Source organism: Thermomonas sp., from assembly GCF_029945965.1.
Lineage (GTDB): Bacteria > Pseudomonadota > Gammaproteobacteria > Xanthomonadales > Xanthomonadaceae > Thermomonas.
Genome location: NZ_JAQSDO010000002.1, coordinates 54,285 through 78,286, shown reverse-complemented (window position 1 = coordinate 78,286; position 24,002 = coordinate 54,285). Strand labels below are relative to the sequence as shown.

Annotated in this window: 22 protein-coding genes; 13 read left to right on the top strand and 9 right to left on the bottom strand. The window is 62.2% G+C overall.

What is annotated here, in order from left to right; translation table 11 throughout:
- Positions 1 to 182 precede the first annotated feature (182 nt).
- From PSV05_RS00435 to PSV05_RS00420, 4 genes are read left to right on the top strand one after another with little or no spacing between them, the layout of a single operon-like run.
- Positions 183 to 1,139: a tripartite tricarboxylate transporter substrate binding protein gene (locus tag PSV05_RS00435; RefSeq protein WP_300059842.1), complete on the top strand. Its 957-nt coding sequence runs from the start codon at positions 183 to 185 to the stop codon at positions 1,137 to 1,139.
- Positions 1,136 to 2,386: an iron-containing alcohol dehydrogenase gene (locus PSV05_RS00430; RefSeq protein ID WP_300059840.1), complete on the top strand. Its 1,251-nt coding sequence runs from the start codon at positions 1,136 to 1,138 to the stop codon at positions 2,384 to 2,386. Before PSV05_RS00435 ends, PSV05_RS00430 begins: the two co-directional genes overlap by 4 nt.
- 22 nt (positions 2,387 to 2,408) lie before the next feature.
- Positions 2,409 to 3,392, top strand: coding sequence for a tripartite tricarboxylate transporter substrate binding protein (locus PSV05_RS00425; RefSeq protein WP_300059838.1), 984 nt, complete (start codon positions 2,409 to 2,411; stop codon positions 3,390 to 3,392).
- Between the two features lie 5 nt (positions 3,393 to 3,397).
- A complete protein-coding gene (locus PSV05_RS00420; RefSeq protein WP_300059836.1) occupies positions 3,398 to 3,982 on the top strand; it encodes a DUF2889 domain-containing protein in 585 nt (194 codons plus the stop codon).
- Here PSV05_RS00420 and PSV05_RS00415 read toward each other — a convergent pair.
- Positions 3,937 to 4,788: an IclR family transcriptional regulator gene (locus PSV05_RS00415; protein WP_300059834.1), complete on the bottom strand. Its 852-nt coding sequence runs from the start codon at positions 4,786 to 4,788 to the stop codon at positions 3,937 to 3,939. The two genes, PSV05_RS00420 and PSV05_RS00415, sit on opposite strands and share 46 nt — an antisense overlap.
- A 119-nt stretch (positions 4,789 to 4,907) precedes the next feature.
- Here PSV05_RS00415 and PSV05_RS00410 point away from each other — a divergent pair, with 119 nt between their 5' ends.
- The 5 genes from PSV05_RS00410 (at position 4,908) to PSV05_RS00390 (ending at position 8,882) form a co-directional block, all read left to right on the top strand.
- Positions 4,908 to 6,095: an acyl-CoA dehydrogenase family protein gene (locus tag PSV05_RS00410; RefSeq protein ID WP_300059832.1), complete on the top strand. Its 1,188-nt coding sequence runs from the start codon at positions 4,908 to 4,910 to the stop codon at positions 6,093 to 6,095.
- Between the two features lie 119 nt (positions 6,096 to 6,214).
- Positions 6,215 to 6,499, top strand: a complete 285-nt coding sequence (locus PSV05_RS00405) for a hypothetical protein (protein ID WP_300059830.1) — start codon at positions 6,215 to 6,217, stop codon at positions 6,497 to 6,499.
- Between the two features lie 55 nt (positions 6,500 to 6,554).
- Positions 6,555 to 6,887 (top strand): transposase, encoded by a 333-nt coding sequence (locus PSV05_RS00400; RefSeq protein WP_300059828.1) that lies wholly within the window; start codon positions 6,555 to 6,557, stop codon positions 6,885 to 6,887.
- The gene (gene tnpB / locus PSV05_RS00395; protein ID WP_300059826.1) at positions 6,884 to 7,204 is read left to right on the top strand and encodes an IS66 family insertion sequence element accessory protein TnpB; all 321 of its coding nucleotides are present in this window, start codon (positions 6,884 to 6,886) and stop codon (positions 7,202 to 7,204) included. Before PSV05_RS00400 ends, tnpB begins: the two co-directional genes overlap by 4 nt.
- 85 nt (positions 7,205 to 7,289) lie before the next feature.
- Positions 7,290 to 8,882: an IS66 family transposase gene (locus tag PSV05_RS00390; protein ID WP_300059865.1), complete on the top strand. Its 1,593-nt coding sequence runs from the start codon at positions 7,290 to 7,292 to the stop codon at positions 8,880 to 8,882.
- 97 nt (positions 8,883 to 8,979) lie between these two features.
- On the opposite strand, the gene PSV05_RS00385 is transcribed toward PSV05_RS00390, so the two are convergent.
- The 8 genes from PSV05_RS00385 to PSV05_RS00350 all read right to left on the bottom strand — a co-directional run bounded on the left by PSV05_RS00385 (position 8,980) and on the right by PSV05_RS00350 (position 20,150).
- Entirely contained in the window at positions 8,980 to 9,834 is an 855-nt protein-coding gene (locus PSV05_RS00385) for a WYL domain-containing protein (RefSeq protein WP_300059824.1), read from the bottom strand.
- 332 nt (positions 9,835 to 10,166) lie between these two features.
- A complete protein-coding gene (locus tag PSV05_RS00380; RefSeq protein ID WP_300059822.1) occupies positions 10,167 to 11,576 on the bottom strand; it encodes an IS701 family transposase in 1,410 nt (469 codons plus the stop codon).
- Positions 11,577 to 11,689: 113 nt separating this feature from the next.
- Positions 11,690 to 12,859: an IS4 family transposase gene (locus PSV05_RS00375; protein WP_300059820.1), complete on the bottom strand. Its 1,170-nt coding sequence runs from the start codon at positions 12,857 to 12,859 to the stop codon at positions 11,690 to 11,692.
- Positions 12,860 to 13,206: 347 nt separating this feature from the next.
- The gene (locus PSV05_RS00370; protein WP_300059818.1) at positions 13,207 to 16,701 is read right to left on the bottom strand and encodes an indolepyruvate ferredoxin oxidoreductase family protein; all 3,495 of its coding nucleotides are present in this window, start codon (positions 16,699 to 16,701) and stop codon (positions 13,207 to 13,209) included.
- A gap of 44 nt (positions 16,702 to 16,745) precedes the next feature.
- The gene (locus tag PSV05_RS00365) at positions 16,746 to 17,942 is read right to left on the bottom strand and encodes an acyl-CoA dehydrogenase family protein (protein ID WP_300059816.1); all 1,197 of its coding nucleotides are present in this window, start codon (positions 17,940 to 17,942) and stop codon (positions 16,746 to 16,748) included.
- A 5-nt stretch (positions 17,943 to 17,947) separates the two neighbouring features.
- Complete coding sequence (locus tag PSV05_RS00360; RefSeq protein ID WP_300059814.1) at positions 17,948 to 18,733, bottom strand: SDR family oxidoreductase; 786 nt, start codon at positions 18,731 to 18,733, stop codon at positions 17,948 to 17,950.
- Entirely contained in the window at positions 18,730 to 19,119 is a 390-nt protein-coding gene (locus tag PSV05_RS00355) for a DUF6285 domain-containing protein (protein ID WP_300059811.1), read from the bottom strand. Before PSV05_RS00355 ends, PSV05_RS00360 begins: the two co-directional genes overlap by 4 nt.
- Positions 19,116 to 20,150 carry a phosphotransferase family protein gene (locus PSV05_RS00350; RefSeq protein WP_300059809.1) on the bottom strand — a complete coding sequence of 345 codons (1,035 nt, stop codon included), beginning with the start codon at positions 20,148 to 20,150 and terminating at the stop codon, positions 19,116 to 19,118. Before PSV05_RS00350 ends, PSV05_RS00355 begins: the two co-directional genes overlap by 4 nt.
- A 214-nt stretch (positions 20,151 to 20,364) precedes the next feature.
- On the opposite strand from PSV05_RS00350, the gene PSV05_RS00345 reads away from it, so the two are divergent.
- The 4 genes from PSV05_RS00345 (at position 20,365) to PSV05_RS00330 (ending at position 23,969) form a co-directional block, all read left to right on the top strand.
- Positions 20,365 to 20,712 (top strand): RidA family protein, encoded by a 348-nt coding sequence (locus PSV05_RS00345; RefSeq protein ID WP_300059807.1) that lies wholly within the window; start codon positions 20,365 to 20,367, stop codon positions 20,710 to 20,712.
- A gap of 14 nt (positions 20,713 to 20,726) precedes the next feature.
- A complete protein-coding gene (locus PSV05_RS00340) occupies positions 20,727 to 21,968 on the top strand; it encodes a D-amino acid dehydrogenase (RefSeq protein WP_300059805.1) in 1,242 nt (413 codons plus the stop codon).
- On the top strand, positions 21,968 to 22,738 hold the full coding sequence (locus PSV05_RS00335; protein WP_300059803.1) for an aspartate/glutamate racemase family protein: 771 nt from the start codon (positions 21,968 to 21,970) through the stop codon (positions 22,736 to 22,738). Before PSV05_RS00340 ends, PSV05_RS00335 begins: the two co-directional genes overlap by 1 nt.
- A gap of 130 nt (positions 22,739 to 22,868) precedes the next feature.
- Positions 22,869 to 23,969: an ABC transporter substrate-binding protein gene (locus PSV05_RS00330; protein WP_300059801.1), complete on the top strand. Its 1,101-nt coding sequence runs from the start codon at positions 22,869 to 22,871 to the stop codon at positions 23,967 to 23,969.
- Positions 23,970 to 24,002: the final 33 nt, after the last annotated feature.

Sequence of the window (24,002 nt, the reverse complement as noted above, 5' to 3'; positions counted from 1 at the left end):
CACGTCCACATAGTGAGACTCCAATGCCCTTGGGTGAAATGCCTGCAGGAATAACTCCGCCTTCTCAGTATGTGGACATTTTTATGGCGACGCGATGTGCAGGCGGCCGGCGCCTGTACGAAACTTTGCACTAACGCCGAACAGGAGACATCATGACAGTCATTCGAGACCGCAGCCGACGCTTGATCACCGCTGCAGCCGTTGCCGTGGTGGGACTCGCCGCCATGGGTGCCGCGCTGGCGCAGGACTTCCCCAACAAGCCGATCCGCCTGATCGCGCCGTTCGCCGCCGGCGCCAGCACCGACGTCCTGGCCCGCACCATTGCCCAATCGATGGCCAAGGACCTCGGCCAGCCGGTGATCGTGGAAAATAAGCCCGGCGCGGGCGGGGCCCTGGCGGCCGAGATCGTGGCCAAGGCACCACCGGACGGCCACACTTTTCTGCTGACCTCCGCCGGCATCGTGACGATGAACCAGCACATCTACGAAAAGCTGCCCTACGACCCGATCAAGGACTTCACGCCGCTGACGATCGCCGTGCGAATGCCCATCGTCACGGTGGTGCACCCTTCGCTGCCGATCAAGAACATGGCCGAACTGATGGCCTATGCGCGCGCCAACCCGGGCAAGCTGACGTATGGCTCAGCCGGCACCGGCACCTCGCAGCATCTGGCGGGCGAACTGTTCAAGTCCATGGCCAAAGTCAGTCTGCTGCATATCCCGTACCGCGGTGGCGGCCCGGCCATGACCGACCTGCTGGGCGGCCAGATCAACCTGATGTTCGTTCAGGTGCCGTCTGGCCTGCCGCAGGTGAAGGCCGGCAAGGTGCGTGCCCTGGCCGTCGGCAGCGACAAGCGCGACCCGTCCATGCCGGACGTGCCCACCGTGTCGGAGTCCGGCGTCAAGGGCTACAACTCCGACACCTGGTACGGCTTCGTGATGCCCGCCGGCGTGTCGGCCCCGATCGCGCAGAAGCTGCATGCCTCGATCCTCAAGGCCTTGAAGGAAAACGAGCAAAAGCTGACTGCGCAAGGCTTCAACGTCGATGGCGGCTCGCAAAAGGAGATGGCCGATACCATCACCGTCGAGTCGAAGAAGTGGGCCGGCGTGATCAAGACCGCCGGGATCAAGGCCGAGTGACGGTGGGCCGCGCTTCGATGCCGCGGGCGCATGCACACACCTTCCGCGCGGTCAGCCATCCGCTGCGGGTGTTCAGCGGCGAGGACGCCCTGGCCCACCTGCCGGCGGAGCTGGCCCGGGCTGGAGCCAGCCGCGCAGTGGTGCTGTGCGGGCGCACCGTGCAAGACCGTACTGACCTCATCGCGCGGCTGCGCAGCCTCCTCGGTCCGCGACTGGCGGGCGTGTACGCCGATCTCGGCGCCGGTGCGCCGCAGCGCCAGGTGGAAGCGGCCGCGGACGCCGTCGCGGCACTCGCAGGCGATGCGTTGATCGCCATTGGCGCCGGCAGCGTCACGAAGGCGGCGCGGGTGGTCGCGATCCGCTTGGCTGAAGACGGCCCGCTTGATGCTTTGGCCACGCGATACGACGCCAACGGGCGCGGCACCAGCACCCGGTTGCCAGCCCCCAAGCTCCCGATCTTCAATGTGCTGACCGCCGCGACCACCAGCCAGAACCGCGCCGGCGCCTCCATCCGCGACGAAGCTGCGAATCGACAACTGGAGTTCTTCGACCCCAAGACCCGCCCACGCGCCGTGTTCTGGGATGCCCGGGTGCTGCTCACGGCACCGCGCTCGCTGACCCGCTCGGCGGCCGGCATGGAGTACTGGTGGGGCCTGATGAACTTGGCCGGCGGTTCCGACGAGAACCCGCTGGTGCTGGCCAGCCGGCGCCAGGCCTGGGCCATCGCCCAGGAGGCAATGCCGCGCATGGACGATGACACCGACTGGCAGGTGCGGGTCGAGCTCTGCGCCGCCGCGTTGCTGCGCACCCGCGACGAGGACGATGGCGGCGTGCCCCTGGGCGTCGCGCCCGGCAGCCACGAGATTCGAATGCACCCGGTCACCCGAGCCACCTACATGCTGGCCCAGGGCTTGTTCAACGCCGGCTTCGGCATCAGCCAGCCTGGCGCCACGATGGCGCTGGCCGCACCGGCCGTGCGCGCCTTCGGCGACCTCTGCCCGCAGGTGGTGGCCGACATCGGCCACTTGCTCGGTGTAGCCGACACGTCCACCGCCGGCGTCGCCGATGCGCTGGAAAGCCGCCTGCGCGACTTCGGCTTCACGCTCGACTTGCGTGCCGCCGGCGTGTCGCGCGAGAGCGCCGCGGTCGTAAGGGCCGCTTCGCTGCGCACCTTCAATTGCAATGCCGACGGCTGGATGGACGACAAGCAGCCGCGCCTGCAAACAATGCTGGACGCCGTCCTGTAGAACCAACACAAAGGAGACCGACATGAACCGCAAGAACTTCCTGCTTCGCGCCCTCGCCATCGGCGCCACGCTGACACTGGGCGCCGGCGCCGCCAGCGCCCAGGCCTTCCCCTCGCGCCCAATCAAAATGATCGTGCCGTTCAACGCCGGCGCCTCGGTCGACACCATCGCCCGCAGCATGGCCCTGCTGATGTCGAAGAAGCTGAACCAGCCGGTGGTGGTGGAGAACCGTCCTGGCGCCAACGCCGCGATCGCCGCCCAGGCCGTGGCCAGCGCTCCTGCTGATGGCTACACCGTGTTCTTCGCTTCCGATTCCGCCCTGGTGCTGAACGGACTGCTGTACAAGAAGCTTGCCTACGACGCTGAACGCGACTTCACCGCGGTGGCGCTAGCCGCGAACGTGCCGCTGGTGATGCTGGTGAATTCCTCACTGCCTGTGAAGAACCTGCAGGAGTTCGTCGCTTACGGCAAGCAGAACCCGGGGAAGCTGAACTACAGCTCCACCGGCACAGGCGGCGCCTTCCACTTGGCCGGCGAGTTGTTCGACCAGGCCTCCGGCGTCAATATGACGCACGTTCCCTACACCGGCGGCGCGCCGGCAATCCAGGCGCTGCTGGCCGGCCAGGTGCAGGTGATGTTCGGCATCGTCGGCTCCAGCCTGCCGCACGTGCGCGCCGGCAAGCTGCGGCCGATGGCTCTGGTCACTAAGGAACCCGTGAACGTGCTGCCCGGCGTGCCCACCCTGCACGAAACCGGCTACCCCGGCCTCGAGGCGATGGTGCGGTACGGCCTGGTCGCCCACAAGAAAACTCCGCCCGAGGTGCTGGCGGTGCTGAACGATGCCGCCAATTTTGCGCTGGCCGATGCGGGCTACCGCGAGAAGTACATCGGCGAGGGCTATCTGGTGCCGCAGCCCCACAGGGGCTCGGAGTTCGACGCCATCATCGCGGCCGATCGCCTGCGCTGGGGCAAGTTGATCGCGGCGCGCGGCATCACGGTCGATTGAGGCGGATGTTCGCCGAAGATCCCGGGCGCATCCCGGTCCACCAGCGCGACGTCAGCTACCGCAGCTTCCTGCGGCCTGACGGGCTATGGGACATTGAAGGCACGCTGATCGACACCAAGGCCTACGACCAGGCGGCCATCGAGCGCGGGCCGCTGCCTGCCGGCACGCCCATCCACCACATGCGCATCCGCCTGACCATCGACGAGAGTTTCACCGTGCGGTCGGCGCAGGTCGACATGCCGGCCACGCCGTTCGGCGAATGCCAGGGCGCGACCTCGCCACTGCAGCAACTGGCGGGGCAGCGCTTAGGTGGCGGCTGGCGCAAGATCATCAGCGAGGCCATGGGCGGCGATCGCGGCTGCACCCACATCCGCGAACTACTGTTCGGCATGGGCACCGCCGCCTTCCAGACGGTGGGCCGCTACCGGGCCCACCAGCGCACCCTGGCCGGCGAGCCGGAACCCGTGATGCTCAAACCCCGGCCGCCGCTTGGCGAGTGCCTGGGATGGGCCTTCGACGGTGGCCCGGTACAGCGCTACCGGCCTCAATTCTTCGGCTGGCGCCCAGCAGCAGACGGCGCTGACGGCTGAAGAGCCGCCAGCGCCTGGTCGGCGAGTGCGGCCTCTATCGCCTCGACAGCGCTCCGTACCAGAGTGCCGATTTCCATGGCTCGTTCATCGTCCAGCCGGCTAGCCACTGTCGATACGCTGATAGCCGCCACGGGAGCGCCGCCGACATCGCGAATCGACACCGCCACCGTCCGTACGTCGGGGATCTCCAGCACCCCACTCAGCACGAAGCCGCGGGCCCGTGCACGGGCGATTGCGCCGCGCAACGTCGGCTCCGAGTAGCGGGCAAACTTCTTCAAGGTGCGGTCGAGATTGGCACGGCAGATCCGATCCACCTCCACGTCGTCCATCGCACTCAGGATGGCTGTGGCGCCGCCGCCCACCGTCAGCGGCCGGCGCTTGCCGATCTCCAGTACGTAGGCCTTGATCGGCGCGTTGCCCTCGGCGCGGTCGGTGCAGACGCCGTCCAGGCCGGAGCGCTCTGTCAGAAACACCGTGTCGCCAGTATGCTGGGCGATCCGCTGCAAGTGCGGGTGGCAGATGTCGCGCAACGCCAGCTGCGGTGATGCCGCCAGCCCCATCTCGTACATCGCCGGGCCCAGGAAATAGCGCCGGCTTGCGCCGTCCTGCCGCAGCAGGCGCTCGCCTACCAGCGCCTGCAGTAGCCGGTGCACGGTCGGACGCTCCAGGCTGGCAGCCCGGTGCAGGTCGGCCAGCCGCAGGCCGGACCGCTGGCCTGCGGCCACCAGCCGCATCAGCAGGGCCACCCGCTGCACCACCTGGCTGCCGCTGGCCCGGGTCGGCGCCGCGTCTTCCTCTTGTCTCATCATATGGACCATTTTCGCACGCGAAAACGGGCGTTATCCAGCGTGGCTTTCTATGATCCACGCATACCCGGCGGGCAAGTTGCGTCCATATGCCGGAAAAGCAACGACCAGGAGATGCCATGAATTTCGAGCTCCCCGACACCACCCGGATGATCCGCGACACCGTGCGTGAATTCACCAGGCGGGAGCTAATGCCGCTCGAGTCGATGGTGATCCGCCGCGAGGCCGAGCGCGGCATGCGCGACGACCCGCTGCTGCCCCCCGAGGTGGAGCACGAGCTGACCGAGAAGGCCAGAGCCATCGGCCTGTGGGGTATCGACGTGCCCGAGGAATTCGGCGGTCAGGCCTTCGGCATGCTGGCCAAGTGCGTGGTCACCGAGCAGCTGAAGCACTCGATCGTGCATTTCGTGCCGCCTCCAGACAGCCCCAACCTGTACCTGCTGAAGGAACAGTGCAAGGGCGCGCAGATCGACAAGTACCTGATGCCCTACGTGCGAGGCGAGAAGAAAAGCTGCATCGCGCTGTCGGAAGAAGGCGCCGGTTCGGATGCCGCCGGCATCCGAACCAAGGCCGAGCGGGTCAACGGAAAATGGGTGATCAACGGCGCCAAGATGTGGATCAGCAACGCCCGCCGCTCGCACTTCATGATCGTGGTGGCTGTGACGGACGCCAGCAAGGGCTCGCGCGGCGGCATGACGGCCTTCCTGGTGGACCGCGAGACGCCCGGCGTCAGCATCCCCACCTCGTACCCGATGATCGGCGAGTACCACCCCTACCAGGTGTTCTTCGACAACGTCGAACTCGACGACGGTCAGGTGCTGGGCGAAGTGGGTAACGCCTTCGTGCCGATCACCAACCGGCTCGGCGTCCGCCGGCTGGACATCGCCTCGCGCTGCCTCGGCCTAGCCGAGCGTTGCTTGGAAATGATGATCGAGCAGGCCAACACCCGAAAGACCTTCGGCTCGCTGTTGGCCGACCGCCAGGCCATTCAGTGGATGATCGCGGACAGCTGGCAGGAACTCGAGATGGTGCGGTTGCAGGTCTATCAGCTGGCCTGGAAGATTGACAACGGCGCTAAGGACTTCCGCCGCGATGGTTCGATGGTCAAGGTGCAGGCGACCGAGCTGATCGGGCGCGTCGCCGACCGCGCCATCCAGCTGTTCGGCGGCATGGGCCTGTCAAAGGAATTGCCGCTGGAATACATCGCCCGCTCGGCCCGCGTGCTGCGGATCGTGGAAGGCCCGAGCGAGGTGCATCGCTGGGTCATCGCGCGGGACCTGCTCAAGAACGGGCTGCCGGAACGGTGAACGCGCACGCTGCCTGAGCGCGTCTGAGCGCCAAGCTTCAATCCAGCCAGCGCCTCGAACGCGACGATGTCGTAGTCTCGGCGGTTCTGTCGCAATAAGCGCAACCGACAATCCAGCTCATGCTTGATTTCCGCAAGAGTTCGATTATTGACGCCTTGCGCAAGGTGCTCCTTCGGTTCCACTATCCGCTGGAAGTGATGCTCACATGCGTGCGCTGGTATGTGGCCTATCCGCTGAGTCTGCGTCACATTGAAGAGATGATGCAGGAGCGCGGTGTTTTCGTTGACAACGCCACTGTGCATCGCTGGGCAATCAAGATGGTGCCGGTGCTGGCCGCCGTATTTCGTCGGCGCAAGCACCCCGTTGGCAAGAGCTGGGTAAGCGTCCGGCGATCCCCTTCTTGAATCCGGAGGTGTAAGCGGTAAAGATGGTGTCCACCAAAGAATTTAGGTGGACACCATGAAAGACTCCAGAAAGATTGTGCGGCGGCGCCACAGCGCCGAGCTCAAGGCGCAGATTCTGAGCGAATGCGCCCAGCCCGCAGCGTCAGTGGCGAGTGTGGCCCTGTCACACGGACTCAACGCCAACGTCGTGCACAAGTGGCGCCGCCTCGCAGGCGCTGCGCGCCTGCCGGTTGCCGCATTCGTTCCCCTGGCATTGCCTGCGCCCGGCAGCCCGGCGCCAGCGGATATCCGACTGGAACTGCGCCGAGGCGCCACAAGCATGACCATCACCTGGCCCGTCGCCGCTGCTGCGGACTGCGCAGCCTGGATGCGAGAGCTGCTGCGGTGATCCGGGTAGAAGCCGTGTGGCTGGCCATTGATCCGCTGGACATGCGCTCGGGCAGCGAAGCGGCGCTGGCCCGCGTGGTCCATGTCTTTGGCGCGGCCCGCCCGCACCATGCGTACCTGTTCGCCAACAGGCTGAAAGTGCTCGTGCACGACGGCATTGGTGTGTGGCTGGCCGCGCGGCGCCTGAACCAGGGCAAGTTCGTCTGGCCCAAGGACACTGCCGGCACCTTGGCGCTCACCCGCGCGCAGCTTGATGCGCTCGTGCTGGGCCTGCCCTGGCAGCGTATCGGCGAGGCCGGCGTCATCACGGTGCTGTAGGCGCAAAGCAGGCAGCGCAGTGCAGTGCAATTGGCGAAAGTGCCGATGTGCATGGGCATGTTGATCGGTAGCATCACCCTTCGTGATCGACGAAGCACACATCCACAACCTTGACGCGCAGCAACTGCGCCATCTGGTGCGCACTCTGATCGCCGAGGCGGCCGACACGCTGGCAAGCCAGCAGGCCGAGATCGGGCGCAAGGATCGCGAGATCGCCTTCAAGCAAGCCTTCATCGACAAACTCACCCACGAGATGGCGGTCTTGAAGCGGCTGAAGTTCGCAGCACAGTCCGAGGCGTACAGCGCCGAGCAAAGAAGTTTGCTCGAAGAAGCCATCGACACCGATCTGGTCGCGCTGGCCGCCGACATCGAGCAGGCACAGCCCTCACCACAAACTCAGGACGACAAGCAAAAGCCCAAGCGCCAGGCGCTGCCTGCGAGTCTGCCGCGCCGGGAGATTCACCACGAGCCGAACAGCACCACCTGCCATTGCGGCTGCCAGTTAAAGCGCATCGGCCAGGACGTGGCCGAGAAGCTGGACTATGTTCCCGGCGTGTTCAGTGTGGAGCGGCACATCCGTGGCAAGTGGGTCTGCGCCCAGTGCGAAACCCTGGTGCAGGCGCCGGTGCCTGCGCACGTGATCGACAAAGGCATCCCCACCGCCGGCCTCTTGGCCCAGGTGCTGGTGGCCAAGTACGCCGATCACCTGCCGCTGTATCGCCAGGAGAACCTCTTTGCCCGTGCCGGGCTGGCGATTGCGCGCTCGACGCTGGCGCATTGGGTCGGGCAATGCGGGGTGCAGTTGCAGCCGCTGGTCGATGCGCTGCGCACTGAGTTGCTCAAGCACAGCGTGCTTCATGCCGACGAGACGCCGGTGGCGATGCTCAAGCCGGGCAAGGGCAAGACCCATCGCGCCTATCTGTGGAGCTACTGCACCACGGCATACGACGACACCAAGGCGGTGGTGTTCGACTTCGCCGACAGCCGCGCCGGCCAGCATGCCAGGGACTTCCTGGGGCTGCCCGGCCGCGTCGGCGAAGACGGCTGGCATGGCAGCCTAGTGTGCGATGACTATAGCGGCTACAAGGCGTGCTTTGAGATGGGCGTGACCGAGGCCGGTTGCCTGGCGCACGCCAGGCGCAAGTTTCATGAGCTGTGGGCCAACCACCAAAGCACCGTTGGCGAGGGGGCGCTGAAGTTCTTCATGCAGCTGTATGCCATTGAGCGCGAGGTGCGCCAGCTCGATGCCGGCGAGCGAAAGCGAATACGGCAGGAGCGATCCCGGCCCGTGGCCGATGCGCTGCACCTGTGGCTCAGCGAGCAGCGCAAGAAGCTGCCCGAGGGTTCGGCGACGGCCAAAGCCATCGACTACAGCCTGGGCAGATGGCGGGCGCTGACGCGTTACATCGACGACGGGAACCTGCCCGCCGACAACAACTGGGTAGAAAACCAGATTCGGCCGATCGCCATTGGGCGAAACAACTGGCTGTTCGCGGGATCACTGCGGGCGGGCAAGCGCGCCGCCGCGGTGATGAGCCTGGTGCACTCGGCGCGGCTCAACGGGCACGATCCGTACGCATACCTCAAGGACGTCCTGGAGCGCCTGCCCACGCAGCCGGCCAGCCGCGTCGAGGAGCTGCTGCCGCACCGCTGGCGACCCGAGTACGCGACTATCTGACCCCCCGGGCCGTCGTCAAGACGGGTTCACAGCGCGCTTACGTTGCCGCGTGAATGGCATGACCTTGTGCATGACCACGCGGATGACAAGCAGGCGTTCATTCTTTTTCCCTCTCCAAGTTTTCGTTTGTGAATCCTGGAGCCAGTGCCGCGCTCTCAACCCCGTATAGCGTCATCGTATTGCGCAACCAAAGGTGATGGGATGCCGAGTTCAGTCGGTGGTCGGGCGAGCAGTCAATCGACCAACGGCGCAGGAGATAGCCGGCCAAGGCCGCGCGGGTGCGCAGCTGCAGTACCCCGTTGTCCATGCTGTAGTCCGCAGCAACGGCGTCGGGCCACCGGATGGCGGGATGTGGCACAACTTCGAGTTCGACGATACGTGCCCATTGCTCGTCTGCGGACAGCAACTCGGACTCTTCGGCTTTTCCAGGCCCAACTTTGGCCGATGTGATGCGCGTCAACACAAAGTCGCTGAACCGCTGACGAGCCCGGTCATAGGCTCGAACATGCCAGCGCTGGCCGTTGTCGGCGAGCGCCACTGGAACGATCTCGCGGGAGGATGCTCCGGAGGAGAGAGAGATATAGCTGACGCGCAGGGAGCGTTGCGCGCACATCGCACGCGTCACCTCGGACAGAATTCCCATGCTGGGCCGCACCAGGTTGCCAGGCCCTTCACAGGGCGTGATTCTCCGCTGCTTCAGATCCAGGCCATCTCCAAAGCCCTGCATAAGCCAGGTCAAAACTCTTTCTGTCGAGAACTCAAACACTGGCGCGAAGGACTTGACGGGGCGGTAACAGCGGGAGGCCACGTCATACTGGAGGTTCTTTGGAGAGAGATGCCGGTAGGCGCTGATGTCGCGAGATGCCGCGGCCGGTTTAACGCCAAATCGAGTCTCGATATCGGCCCGACGAAGCTCACCCGTGAAGTAGGCGCGCATCTCCAGGAACGCCAAGCGCTCTCGTTGAGTCTGTGGAATCTCTGTAGGGTCCATGGATCGGAGCAAAAAGCCTCAGGTATTCAGACGGATTATGTATCCTAATAGACTGGTACCCCTTATCTTTTTGATAACCTAACTCAGAAAGCTGAAACTCAGCCCCCAGACCTGGCCTTAAAGAATGATCGAACGGGCCTAGGGTGCTTCTTTACCTCGTGCAGTTGTTGCTCGACGCAAACTCCAAGCTTTTCGCCGGCACGCAATGGATTGCAAGCCATGACTCCAACCAATTCGGTGGGTTCAAATCCGGCGCGTAGACCGGGGGAACTTGTATGGTCAGCGTTTTAGTCTTACTGTGTCACAAACGTAATTTTGGACTTATCCAATTGCAATGAGGGCAATGACCCAGAGCGTTTGCGAGTGCGCCGCTCAGGCGCAGGCGCAGCGTCGTGATTGAGTCCGGCACATGACGCTGCGCGCGCTGGACTGCCCCGAGGGATGTAATCTTTGGGAATGGCAGGCACTTGGCGCCCGGCGAAGTTTTTTTTACTGCTGGCATTGTTGCCAGTCTTGAGTCGCTCGGCCATCAGGAACCCGTAGGCTGCGATGCTCAAAGTGGCGTGATGGTGAAAGCCGCGCCAGCCCCTTCCCTCATAGTGGCCCAGCCCGAACTCCTGCTTTAAATCCTGGTAATCGCGCTCGATGCGCCAGCGCACCTTGGTGACGAACACCATTTGCTCCAGTGTGGCATCTTCTGGGGCGGTCGTGAGGAAGTACTTTGCTGGTTCGGCCTCACCTTCGGGCCATTCGATCAGCAGCCATTGTTCGGCTCGCATTTCGCTACCCAGGTAATCCCGATGAGCCGGGCGCACCCGTACCCCGGCGAAACGGGAGGAGAGTTCGTTGTTGGTACCCTCCCGCCAGGTGACCGTGCGCCAGGCTTTGGCCGACAGTGTCATGGCCAGTGCCTTCACTGCCAATGGCTCATTACCGGGCTCCCGACGCAGCCGCGTGGGCCGTATGCCGCGACCCGACCAGGGCTTGGGCGGTAGCGGCCCGGTCCCCGTCGCCCACACCGTGGTGGCCGGACGAATACCGACGGCGTAGAGCATGCCCAACTCGGTAAGGTCATCACGAAAGGCGGTTTCATCCCCATAACCGGCGTCTGCCAGCACCACGCCCATGGGTACACCCGCAGCGACTGCTTGGCGCACCTGTGCCAGGGCGATCTCGGGCTTGGTGGCGAACGCTTGTGTCTCAGGAACCCCGCCCGCCTTGCGCCGCACTGGGTCAGCAGCCCAGTCTTTGGGCAGGTAAAGTTGGTAGGCTATTGGGATGCTGCCTTGAGCGCTTGCCAGCGACAGGCTGACTGCCACCTGGCAATTGTCTTGTTTGCCCGGTTGACCGCAATACTGGCGGGCCACACCCACCGAGTGTTTGCCCTTCTTTGGAAAGCCCGTGTCATCGATGATCCAGTAGCAGCCGCTATCCAGGCCTAGCGAGGGCATAACCCAATCGCGCACGCCAGCCATCACGGTTGTGTCCGACCACTCGGATTTGGCCACAAAGTGATGCAGCGCCTGGTGCCTGGCGCTGGCGTGCAGTGGGTCAACGCGCGCGGCCATGGGCTCTACGCTTTTACGTGACAGGGGCAGCATCAGGCCGGTGCAATACCCGCTCAGTCCTGCATGCCGGTCAACATGGCCGAGCCCTTCAGACAAATGAGCGATGTAGCGGTTGAACTTCGTCACTGTGTCCATCATGCCTCCGGCCGGAATTTACGACGTCGACATCATAGCAAACTTTGTGACACAGTAAGACTAGATGGCGATAGCTCAATTGATACGCCGCGTCAGTAGTGTCCCAACGTTCTTCAGAGGAGAGCGAGCTGATCGGGCTCGAAATCCGGGTCTGAATCCGGCGATGGTGGCGTAAGTAGTTGATTTATAGGGATAGTTTCAAACATGGACAGGTTCAAGATCTGTAGGATTTCATACAGGCTGTGATGGTCAAGATGCAAACGCTTCTTCGCAATGGCAATCAGCAAGTAGGTCGATATGGCAATCCATATCTGCGTCTTCACCGCGTTCTCGCTGGTGCCGAAGAACACCTTGATGCGCAGGTGTTGCTTGATCCACTTGAAGAACAATTCCACCTGCCAGCGCTGGCGGTACAGATCGGCAATCAACTCTGGCTTCAAGGTGAAGTTGTTGGTCAGAAACACCAGGCGTTTTCCATTGTCGTCTTTGGCCACCACCCGGCGCAGCGTCGTGGGGTAATCCTTGCTCGAAAGATAGGTCGTCAGAACGCCCGTCTGATCGCAGATCACCGTCGTATTGATCCGGTCCACCGGATGCGAGTAGCGCCGTTTGAATTTGGTGTTGCTCTTGGCGCGAGTCACAAAGAAGGCCTTGGCCTCGTGAATCACGAACAGGCGGGAAAAATCCAGATAGCCCCGATCCATCAAGTAGAACGCCCCCGGCTCCAGCACCAGATCGTCCAACACATTGACCTCGTGCGTCTTGCCGTCGGTGATGTGAATGAAACTGGGGATGTTGCCTCTCAAGTCCAGCAGCGTGTGCAGCTTGATGGCGGCCTTGGTCGAGCGAAACGGAGCCCACGCAAACACCGACAGACACAGATCGATGGTGCTGGCGTCGAACGCATAAACCGCCGCGTCGAGCGCCAAGCCAAAGGGCTCCGTGGCGTACAGCGGGCGTGCAAGGGCAATCAGGTGCTGAGCAAAGTCGGCGTAGATTTGCCATGGGCGCGTGGCGTTCGCATTGGCCAGCGTGTTGCGCGAAATCGTCTGGCAGCGAAACCCCATGTGGTACAGCCGTCGAGCCTGAGCGCGCAGGTTGACTTCGATGTCGCGCAAGGACTCGCGGTAGGTCAACTGGGCGAAGGCCATGGCGAAGAACTGGTCCAGGCAGGAGAAGTCCTTGACCTTGTGCTCGCCTCGGTGGTCGGCCACACAGCGGCGAAACGTGCTCAGTGGCAGGTAGAGCATGAGTTGCGCAAATACGAGCTTGCCTTGGTGCATGGCGGTTTTGGGCGGAAATCCGCAAAAAACCGACAGTCTGACTTTCGACGTTCAAATCGAGACCAGACTGAAATGCCAAATTCAACAAGTAAATCATTAACTTACGACGTCCTGGTGTGCAAACGTTGGGACACTACTGACGCCGCGTACCAACGGATGCACACCAGAATCACGTCGATTGGGAATCGCATTTTTTTGGTGCTCAGCATCTCGTTTCAACCCTTTTCTGTTAAGGCCCTCAGCATAGTCGAGCGGGTTGCTTTGACAGTCAACGCGACAAAACCGTGCGCGCTGCTCCCGCCACCACTATTTCTGGTACGGTCTTCATGCTTTCCTTCACTGGTTGGTCAAGCCGCTTGTTTCAGCGGGATCACGCGGCACTGCAGGGCAGCGAGCAGGTCGCCTTCTCGTTTGCGCGTGGGTTCGATGTTGCGGACGCGGACATGCCCGTAGCCCCGGATTTGTTCCGGCAAGGAGGCCAACTCCACTGCGGTGTCATGGTGCGATTGGTCCTTGGTCACTTCGAGAATCGAAAGAGCCTTCTCGATGCTCGCCTCGTATCGGGTAATCAGGGCACGCTCGGCGCGGCGTTCCGTGGTATAGCCAAACACATCCAGTGCGGTGCCGCGCAGAAAGCGGAGCTTGGCGAGGATGCGGAACACCGGCACGATCCACGGGCCGAACTCGCGTTTCTTCGGCTCGCCGGTCGATGGGTCGCGCTTGGACAACAGCGGCGGCGCCAGGTTGAAGACAAGCTTGTAGCCGCCTTCGAACTGCTGCGCCACGCTGTCGAGGAAGCCGCTTTCCACGTGCAGGCGTGCGACTTCGTATTCGTCCTTGATGGCGAGCAGCTTGAAGTAATACTTCGCAGCAGCCTCGGTCAAAGCGGTGCGACCGGGAAACGCACGCTGCTCGACCGTCTGCACGCGTTCCAGCAAGGCCATGTAGCGCTGCACGTACGCGTCGTTCTGGTAGTCCTTCAGGAATTTCTTGCGCAGATCAATCGCTTCTTCGAGAGTCTTCGCCGGCGCAGGCGACACACCCGCGTTGGATGCAGAGCGCTTGGACGCAAGAATCCGTTGGACAGCCTTCGGATCGACGGCGGTGCGGCGCCCCCAGAGGAAGGCGTCCTTGTTCATCTGTTGCGACGCACCATTGAGCACGATGGCCGCATCGATGGATTCGGCGGAGATCGGGATCAGGCCGCGTTGGTAGGCAAAGCCGAGCATGAACATGTTCGCTGCAATGCTGTCGCCCATCAGTGCCGTTGCGATGCGCCCCGCGTCCACGAACTCGGCGCAGTCCTCGCCTACGGCATCGATAACGTTTTTGCGCAAACCACCACTCGGGTATTGCATGTCCGCGTTGCGGGTGAATTCACCAGGCATCGTTTCCTGGGTGTTCACCAGCATCCGGGTGCTGCCGCGCCGCGTGGCGGCCAGGGTCTTCGAGTTCCCTGCCACGATCATGTCGCAGCCGAGCACCAGGTCAGCGCCGCCCGCGGCGATGCGGATGGTCTTGATGGCCTCAGGCGAGGCGCCGAAGCGCAGATGACTCCATACCGAGCCGCCTTTTTGCGCGAGGCCAGCCATGTCCAGCAGCCCGCAGCCGCGCCCCTCCAGGTGGGCCGCCATTCCTAGGATGGCGCCAATCGTGACCACACCGGTACCGCCCATGCCGGTCACCATGATGCTGTACACGTGACTGTCCAGGGAAGGCAGCACCGGTTCAGGCAATGCGGCGAACACGTTGGCCTCGCTCACGCGTTCGGGTTTGCGGAGGTTGCCGCCGAGAACGGTCACGAAACTAGGGCAGAACCCCTTGACGCAGGAATAATCCTTGTTGCAAGAGGACTGGTCGATGGTGCGCTTGCGACCGAGCTCGGTTTCGAGCGGCTGCACAGACACGCAGTTGGACTTCACGCCGCAATCGCCGCAACCTTCGCACACGAGATCGTTGATGACGATGCGTTTGGCCGGATCAGGGAAGGCGCCGCGCTTTCGGCGGCGGCGCTTTTCCGCGGCGCAGGTCTGGTCGTAAATTAGGGCGGTCGTGCCTTCGGTCTCGCGCAATTCGCGTTGTACGTCGTCTATGGTGTCCCGGTGGTGCACCGTCACGCCGGGCGGCCAGGCGGTGCGGGCCGGATACTTGTCGGGTTCATCGGTGACCACAACGATACGCTTCACACCTTCAGCATGCACTTGGTGGGCGATGGTAGGCACGTCAAGGTTACCGTCGTGCCGCTGTCCGCCAGTCATTGCGACTGCATCGTTGAACAATATCTTGTAGGTGATGTTCGTTTTTGCCGCGACCGCAGCGCGGATGGCTAGCAAGCCGGAATGGAAGTACGTCCCGTCGCCGATATTCTGGAACATGTGTTTGCGCTTTGAGAATGGCGCCTCCCCCACCCATGAAAGACCCTCGGCACCCATCTGGGTATAGCCAGTGGTGGAGCGGTCCATGGTCTGCGCCATCCAGCTGCAACCGATGCCGGCGTAGCCCTTGCTTCCCTCCGGGAGGACCGTCGAGGAGCTGTGCGGGCACCCGCTGCAGAAGTAGAAGCTGCGCGACAAGATGTCGATGACTCCCTTGGGGGCGCGGTAGGTGCGGATTTCCTCCACCCGTTTGCGCAGCGCATCGTTGTCCCCCTCGTTCAGTTCCAGCAAACGCTCGCCGATGGCGATAGCGACCTGGTTGGAGTCGAGCGCCATCTCCGACTGGAATAGCGTTTGCTTGTTTTCATCGAACTTGCCGACGATGGTGGGGGCGTCGGTCCGGCCGTACAGCTGTTCCTTCAATTGAAACTCAAGCAGGCTGCGTTTTTCCTCGACGACAAGAATTTTTTTCAGGTCATCAGCGAACGCCGCTACGCCCTCGGGCTCCAGAGGCCAGGGCATCCCGACCTTATAAAGACGCAGGCCCAACCTGGCAGCTGCCTCTTCCGAAAGGTTCAGGTCATCCAGAGCCTGCAGAACGTCGAGATAGCTCTTGCCGTGGGTGATCACACCGAGCTTTGCCGCTGGTCCGTTGATGATGGTCCGGTCGATGCCGTTTGCTCGGGTGAATGCCTTGGCCACCACAAGCTTGTGCCGATGCAGCCGGGCTTCCTGCGCATGCGGTGTGTCCGGCTGGCGGATGTTCACTCCGTCGGGCGGCAAGCCCACACCTTCCGGAATCTTGATGCGGACACGGTTGATATCCACGTCGATGGAGGCAGTGGCCTCAACGGTGTCCTTGACGCACTTCATCCCTACCCAGCAGCCGCTGTAGCGGGACAAGGCCCAGCCAATGACGCCGTAGTCGAGGATTTCCTGAACGCCGGCTGGACTCAGCACCGGGATCATGGCGTCCACCATCGCGAACTCGCTTTGGTGGCATGTGGTGGAAGACTCGCAGGTATGGTCATCGCCCATGAGCACGATCACACCACCGTGTTTGGAAGAACCCGCGAGGTTGCCGTGGCGGAAAGCATCACCCGTGCGATCCACGCCTGGCCCTTTGCCATACCAAAGCGCGAACACACCGTCATATTTGCCTTCGCCACCGATTTCGGCCTGTTGCGAACCCCATACGGCGGTCGCTGCCAGGTCTTCGTTCACGCCAGGCACGAACACCACGTTGTGCGCTGACAGATGCTTTTTCGCTTTCCCGATCTGGTCATCGAAGTTGCCGAGTGGGGAGCCGCGGTAACCGCTGATGTAGCCCGCAGTATTGAGTCCCTCTTGGCGGTCGCGTTGCTGCTGGGTCATGGGCAGGCGAACCAACGCCTGGGTGCCGGTGATAAAAATTCGCCCTTCGGAGAGTGTGTACTTGTCGTCCAGTGTGACTGTTTTAAGTTGCATGGCTATCGCTTCTATGGGGGTGGTTGGAGGAACGGTCGTCTGGCTCAGTCCCACTGCCAGAACTGGTCGCCCTGTGACATCAGGAATCGGGCGAGGACCATCTTGTGGACCTCGGAGGCGCCATCGACAAGGCGTGCCTGGCGCGCGTACCTGTAGATCCATTCAAGCGGCGTGTCTTTGGAGTAACCCCGTGCGCCATTGAGCTGGATCGCGGTATCCACGGCCTTGTGCAGGGCTTCCGAGACTACGATTTTGGCCATCGATACTTCCTTGCGCGCAAAGTCACCCTGGTCTAGCCGTGCCGCGGCCCGCATCGTCAGTAAGCGTCCGATCTCGATCTGCATGGCCGCCTCGCCCAGCATCCATTGCACGCCTTCGCGGTCGGCAAGCAACACCCCGCCGCTGCGACGCGTGCCAACGTGTTCCCGCGCGATCTCCATTGATCGCCGGGCTAGGCCGAGCCAGCGCATGCAATGCGTCAGACGGGCCGTGCCAAGGCGGATCTGTGTGAGCTTCAAGCCGTCCCCGACGTCCATGAGACGGTTCTCGTCAGGAATTTCCAGGCCTTCGAACTCGATCTCGCAATGGCCGCCGTGCTCCTCCGGCCCCATGATCCCAATGCGACGAACGATGCGCCAGCCAGGCTGGTCGGCATGGAACAGGAAGGCGGTCAAGCCTTTCCTTTGATCGTCCGAGGTCTTGGCAATCAGGATGAAGTGACTCGCGATGCCGGCGCCAGTGATGAACCACTTGCGGCCGTTGATGATCCAGCGGTCGCCTTCGCGACGCGCCGTCGTCTTCATCATCGAGGGGTCGGAGCCCGCGCCGGGTGCCGGTTCGGTCATGGCGAAGGCAGAGCGAACGTCGCCTCGCACGATCGGATCCAACCAGCGTACCTTTTGTTCTTCGGTGGCGACTTTCTCCAGGACAATCATGTTCCCATCGTCAGGCGCGGCACTGTTGAAAACAACGGGACCAAAGAGGGAACGGTTCATTTCTTCGTAGCACGCAGCCATGCTGGTCACCGACAAGCCTTTGCCCCCGCGCGCGACTGGCATCTGCAGCGACCACAGGCCGGCGTCGCGGGCTTTGGCCCGATATATTTCGAGAGTGTGCTCGTCGATGTTCTCGTGGGCGTCGTACGCGTCGGGCTGGGCCTCGAGCGGGATCAGTTCCTCATCGACAAACTGTCGGATGCGCAGGCGCAGGGATTCGGTGGTGGGGTCGAGTTTGAAGTCCATGATGATTAGAGGCTGTTGATGCTGTGACCACCGTCCACTGTCAAGACGGTGCCGGTCATGAATGAAGAGGCGTCTGATGCGAGCAGCAGCAGCGGCCCGTCCAGCTCGGCCGGGTTGCCAATTCGTCGTTGAGGTACTCTGCGGGTCAACGCCTCGCCGGCTTCTCCGGCGAAGAATTCCTGGTTGAGGTCGGTCTCGAAATAGCCCGGCGCCAGTGCGTTGACGCGGATCGAGTGACGCGCCAGTTCGATGGCCATCGCGCTGGTGAGGTGCAGCAGCGCTGCTTTGCTCGCCGCGTAAGCCGGAACCTGCTGCGCCACGCGCAGCCCCAGGATAGAGCCCACGTTGATGATCGAACCGGGCACACCATGGGCGACCAGGTTCTGCGCAAACACCTGCGCGGCACGCCAGGCACCCGTGAGGTTGACGTCGACAACAGCATTCCAGTCCGAGTCCGAGGTTTCCAGAATGGGTGTGGTCGTTGCCACACCGGCGTTGTTGACAAGAATGCTTGGTTGACCGAATGCTGCGTGGACGTCGCGCAAGCAGGACTCCACGCTTTTTCGTTCTGTCACATCGAGAGCAAAAGCGCGAACGGTGGCTTTCGAGCCCTTGTCGATGGCCACTTGTTGCAATGCTTCCGCCGTGGCTCGTCCCAAGTCGATGCGTCGCCCCGCGATCGCTACGTTGGCGCCAGCCTCCAGCAGCGTGGAACAGAAGTGCTTACCAAGGCCGCTAAAACCACCGGTGACGACAGCCGTGCGGCCCTGAAGGGAAAACAACCCCCTCATGGCTGTGCCTCCTCCAATGCCGCGAGCGCCTTGGGTTGGTCAATGGAACACTGAGCGACCACGGACTGTGAAAGAAATGACTTGAGTCGGCTTGCTCCTTCGGGGTGCGTTTCCGCGTCGAACGCTCCGGTGCGAATCTGCTGGATCAGTTCTCGGCGAAGCGAGGAGGGATCGTCCAATTCGCCCCGGACCAAGGCTTGCAGGCCGCGCATTTCTTCCGCTTCCTGCGCATCGCCTTGTTGCAGCACCCGGATCGCGATGCCCATCGCATTGGCCACCATCAGTCCGACTGTGCGCGTGTTCCCGCTCAACGCGGGGAGCACCTGTTGGCGCAAGGCTTCCAACGACGTTTTTAGCAGGTCGACAGCGTCGCTTTTTTTATTCATGAAGCGCGTCCTCCAGCGGTCAGCAGTTCAAGGTTGAGCTGCGACGGAATTCGACCAGTCAACAGCAGTTCAAGCGAACGTTCCTTCCCGCTGTGATGGCGGTGGGCTTGCAAGTGGGCGATTACGGCCCAACGTGCCTGGGCCAGCATCTGCCAGTAGCGTAATTCCTCCGGCAAGGGTGCTTCGCCGCCTTCGTCGCGGTAGCCGGCGAGGAACGAGGCCAGCGGACCAACACCGCCCGCGCGGTCCGGTCTGCCGAAGCACCAGCACTTGGCCGTGAACCAACCCATATCTTCCAACGGGTTGCCCCAGCCGGCGAACTCCCAATCCAGCAGGGCAGCCAGGCGCCCCTCGTGGACCATGTAGTTGCCGGTACGGAAGTCGCGATGCACCAAATGGGCGCGTTCTTTCCCCGGTGCGTTCAATTCGAGCCAGCGCAGGCCCCATTCGAGGGCGGGATCGGCGACGCCGATTTCATCGAGATGCGCACGCTGTAGCAAGACTTGTGCAAGCGTTGGGCGGCTCTCCACCGGAGCGAGAAAGTCGAGTTCGGCAACCGGTGGGAGGACGCGATGCAAGCGCGCCAAGTTCTGCCCGAGTTCGAAGGTCAGCGCTTCCCGGTCGGGCACCAGACTGTCGTCACGCACCAGGCGGTACGCCGTGGCCAGGCCAGGAACGAAATCGGTGATGAAAAAGGGCCTACCGATCACCTCACGCGAATCGCACAGCGCACGCGGCGTCGCGACCTTCACACCAGCTTTCACCATGGCCTTTAGCAAGGCGTACTCACCCGCGCGCGATCCGCTGGCGGAAACTAGTACGTCGGCGTCGGTGCGCAGCAGCCATGCGGATTCCCCGATGAGATCGATGGTCTCCACCTTCCAGTTTTGTTGGATGGCGCCGCCAGTGAGCCGACGCGTCGACGTGATTCGCAAACCCGGGCGGTGGAGGACCACCGCCAGCCAATGCGCAAGACGGTCGGCGATTTCCGGAATTTCAATTAAGTCCATACGCACCAGGAAAATGTCCACAAAAATGTTGGCATGGCCTTTGCTTATCCTTTAAATATATGTGTCGGCACTTGTGCCGGCACACTTCAGAATTCAAAGGTCTCATATTTACTAGTTGATTGCACCTAGGGAAAACACTCTGTTCGCAAATCTAATGGGTAAATTATAAACAAGTGGTTGCACAAGTGTCGGCACATGTGAAATCAATCAACATTATTTTTTCAAGGACTATCGAATGCAGATCAAACGCTTGCAACCTGGTGCCCGCATGAGCGCCGCCGTTAACTACAATGGCTTCGTTTTTGTCTCGGGCCAAGTAGCCGACGATACCGGCGCAAACGTGGCCGGGCAGACCCAGCAAATCCTCAACAAGATAGACAAGCTTCTGGAGGAGGCTGGCAGCGACAAGACCAAGATCCTGAGCGCGAACATCTGGCTGGCTGAAGCGTCCAGCTTTGGCGAGATGAATTCTGTCTGGGACGCCTGGGTGCCCGCCGGCAACACGCCTGCCCGAGCCTGTGTGGAGTCGAAACTGGCATTCCCGCAGTACACCGTCGAAATCGGCGTCATCGCGGCAGCCTGATCGGGGAGTTCCGAATGAAGACGGTTATCCTTGGAGCGGGCATCGTGGGTGTGACCACGGCGTACTACTTGGCGAAGAGCGGACGCGAGGTCACGGTGATCGACCGTCAGCCTAGCGTCGCGCGGGAGACAAGTTATGCCAATGCGGGATTGGTCGCGCCCGGGCATTCCTACACTTGGGCATCGCCGAAGGCGCCCAAGATCCTGTTCAAATCGCTTTTCCAGGACGGACAGGCTTTGCGGCTGCGGCTCAATGCCGATCCCAGGATGTGGGCTTGGGGTCTGCAGTTCCTGCGCAACTGCACAGCGGAACGGTCCCGGCTGAACACTACGCGCAAGTTGCACTTGTGCGTCTACTCCCAGCGCAAGCTGCAGGAGCTCACGGCATCCGAGGGCTTGCAGTACGACCGCATTGAAGGTGGGCTGCTCTACCTCTACAGGGACCAAGCCTCCTTCGCCAAAGGCTGCTCAGCGATGACCGTCCTTTCGGACAACGGTCTGTCTCTGCAGATTCTGACGCCCGACGAGGTCGCGCTGCGCGAACCCACTCTGGCAGCTTCCAAGCACCGCATCGCCGGCGCCATCTTCTGCCCGACCGACGAAAGCGGCGATGCGCACCTTTTCTCCCAGGACCTTGAAAGGCGCTGCAGGGCTCTCGGCGTGCGATTCGAGCTGGACCGACAGATCCAGGGCTTCTCACACGCGGGCAACCGCGTCGACGCCGTTCTTACGGACAAAGGCCAAGTCAAGGGTGATGACTTCGTTTTGGCCCTAGGAAGCTATTCGCCGCTGTTGGCAAGCAAGCTCGGTTATCGGCTATCGGTCTACCCGGTCAAGGGTTACTCGGTCACGTTGCCCGTGCATGCGCACCACCGGCCGCCCACCATGGGTGGAGTCGATGAGAACAACCTGGTGGCCTGGGCCCGCTTTGGCGATCGACTTCGATTCACCGCCACCGCCGAATTCGCCGGCTATGACACCTCGTATCGGCCCAGCGATTTCGTTCACATGTTGCAAGCCGCACGGGACCTGTTCCCCGAAGGCGCGGATTACGACAAGCCCACCTATTGGTCGTGTCTGCGTCCCATGACACCGGCCGGTGCGCCAATCCTGGGCAAGACCGGCCATAGCAATTTCTACCTCAACACGGGCCACGGGCACATGGGCTGGACCATGGCTTGCGGAACCTCACAGATCCTCGTCGACATCATGAATGGACACACGCCGGATCTCGATCTTCAAGGACTGACACTGTGATGAGCACGATTGCAAAAGCAGCTTTCGCGGTGCAACCCTTCACGCTGGATCAGGGTGTCTCACACCGGGCGGCCATCGGACTGGTGGTCTTGGCCACCGATCACACCATTGAACACGAGTGGCGGAACCTGCTGCGTCTGGATGGCGTGGGCTTCTACGAATGCCGACTTGCCAATTCGCCCGACATATCACCCGAGACGCTGGCGGCCATGGAAAAGGACATTGCCGCAAGCGTCGCTTTGATCCGGCCTGGAGAGCGCATCGACGTCGTTGCATTCGGGTGCACGTCTGGTGCAATGGTGATCGGCGAAGAGAAAGTCTTTGAGCGCATTCGCGAGGCGAGACCAGGTGTTGCGTGCACCACTCCTATCACAGCGGCACTCGCGGGCCTGCGTGCCCTGGGAGCCAAGCGCATCGCGCTGCTGACGCCTTATGTGCGCAGCGTGAGCGAATGGATGGCCAGCTATATCGAAGCGCGCGACATCCAGGTCGTCAAGGCCGGTTCGTTCAACCACGCTAATGACAACGAGGTCGCCCGCATTGATGCCCAATCAATTCGCAATGCAGTGCTTGACCTGGGCTCTGACGACGCCGTCGACGCAGTCTTTGTGTCGTGCACCAGCTTGCGCGTGGCAAGCCAGGTCACTGAACTGGAACAGCTACTGGGCAAACCCGTGCTGTCCAGCAACCACGCCATGGCCTGGCACGCGCTCCGCCTAGGTGGGGTGCAAGACAAAGTGCCCCACCTAGGACGGCTCTTTGACCTCTGAAACCAGGACGGCGTCGCGCGCGGGAGGCGCCGTTATCTCCTTCCCCGCAAAGTCTTTCGTCTTCTTTTACCGTGTCGCGGACAAGTTGCCCGCGGCGATTTAGCAACCAAGGAATCTAAAGGATCCAATCATGATGAAGCGTGCAATCAAAGCCCTGGCTGTGCTGGGCGTGTGTGTGGGATCGATCGGCGCCGTCCGAGCGCAGGACATCGCCATCGGCGCGGTGCTGCCCCTGACGGGTTCGAGTGCGAGCATTGGTGAGGACCAGCGCCGCGGCATGGAACTGGCCGTTGAACGCGTAAATGCGTCCGGCGGTGTACTTGGGCGGAAATTGAAAGTAATCACCGAAGATTCGGGTGGGCGTGCGCCGACCGCGCTGGACGGCGCGAAGAAACTCGTGACAGTCAACAAGGTGCCGGTGGTTCTGGGTGAGTATTCTTCCGGCATCACAATCCCGACCGCACAGTACCTAGTCAACGAAGGCGTGTCGCATGTCAACATCGGGAGTTCGAGCCCCAAGGTACGCAGCATCGGCGAAGGCTCATTCAGCGTGATCGGGCTGGATGACGTATCCGCCAAGTTCGCAGCGCAGGATGTCTTCGATCAAAAGTACCGCAAGGCTGCATTCATTGCACCGAACAACGCCTACGGCCAGGGCGTTGCAGAGGAGTTCAAGAAGAACTTCGAAGCCATGGGTGGCAAAGTGGTTGGATCCGTCCTCTACACCGCGGGCCAATCCACCTACCGGCGTGAGTTGCAGCAGCTCGAGCGGGCCGCGCCCGACGTCTATGTCTACAGTGCATATGGCCAAGAAGCGGCCATCATCAACCGCGAAGCCTATGACTTGGCCCTCAACAAGTCGGCATGGTATGCGATCTACCAGACCATGTGCACCACTGACACCCCGGCGCAGATTGCCAATGGACAGCTGGGCATGGAGGTGAGCTCCACCGGGCCCAACGGCCGTCAATATGAAGAAGCGTACACGAAGCGGTTTGGCGAGAAGTTCAAATCGGCTTACAGCGGCTATGCCTACGACGGCGTCATCCTGGCCGCGGCTGCAATCAACAAGGCGGGATCCACGGAGCCGGCCAAAGTTCGCGCGGCACTGCTTGAAACGGGCAGGAAATTCGAGGGCGTGACCGGCGCCATTGCATTCGATGCCGATCGTCAGCGCACGGTTCAACCCTACGTGAAGACCCGCTATACGAACGGTGTTGTGCCGCGCTGAAATGGCAGTTCTTTCCTCCTGCGAGGACGCAGC

Coding starts and splice junctions, on each gene's coding strand:
- PSV05_RS00425 (WP_300059838.1), top strand. CDS start 2,409: ATGAACCGCAAGAACTTCCTGCTTCGCGCCCTCGCCATCGGCGCCACG.
- PSV05_RS00380 (WP_300059822.1), bottom strand. CDS start 11,576: ATGGACACAGTGACGAAGTTCAACCGCTACATCGCTCATTTGTCTGAA.
- PSV05_RS00415 (WP_300059834.1), bottom strand. CDS start 4,788: ATGAGACAAGAGGAAGACGCGGCGCCGACCCGGGCCAGCGGCAGCCAG.
- PSV05_RS00340 (WP_300059805.1), top strand. CDS start 20,727: ATGAAGACGGTTATCCTTGGAGCGGGCATCGTGGGTGTGACCACGGCG.
- PSV05_RS00420 (WP_300059836.1), top strand. CDS start 3,398: ATGTTCGCCGAAGATCCCGGGCGCATCCCGGTCCACCAGCGCGACGTC.
- PSV05_RS00405 (WP_300059830.1), top strand. CDS start 6,215: ATGCTTGATTTCCGCAAGAGTTCGATTATTGACGCCTTGCGCAAGGTG.
- PSV05_RS00330 (WP_300059801.1), top strand. CDS start 22,869: ATGATGAAGCGTGCAATCAAAGCCCTGGCTGTGCTGGGCGTGTGTGTG.
- PSV05_RS00345 (WP_300059807.1), top strand. CDS start 20,365: ATGCAGATCAAACGCTTGCAACCTGGTGCCCGCATGAGCGCCGCCGTT.
- PSV05_RS00400 (WP_300059828.1), top strand. CDS start 6,555: ATGAAAGACTCCAGAAAGATTGTGCGGCGGCGCCACAGCGCCGAGCTC.
- PSV05_RS00375 (WP_300059820.1), bottom strand. CDS start 12,859: ATGCACCAAGGCAAGCTCGTATTTGCGCAACTCATGCTCTACCTGCCA.
- PSV05_RS00365 (WP_300059816.1), bottom strand. CDS start 17,942: ATGGACTTCAAACTCGACCCCACCACCGAATCCCTGCGCCTGCGCATC.
- PSV05_RS00360 (WP_300059814.1), bottom strand. CDS start 18,733: ATGAGGGGGTTGTTTTCCCTTCAGGGCCGCACGGCTGTCGTCACCGGT.
- PSV05_RS00370 (WP_300059818.1), bottom strand. CDS start 16,701: ATGCAACTTAAAACAGTCACACTGGACGACAAGTACACACTCTCCGAA.
- PSV05_RS00335 (WP_300059803.1), top strand. CDS start 21,968: ATGAGCACGATTGCAAAAGCAGCTTTCGCGGTGCAACCCTTCACGCTG.
- PSV05_RS00410 (WP_300059832.1), top strand. CDS start 4,908: ATGAATTTCGAGCTCCCCGACACCACCCGGATGATCCGCGACACCGTG.
- PSV05_RS00355 (WP_300059811.1), bottom strand. CDS start 19,119: ATGAATAAAAAAAGCGACGCTGTCGACCTGCTAAAAACGTCGTTGGAA.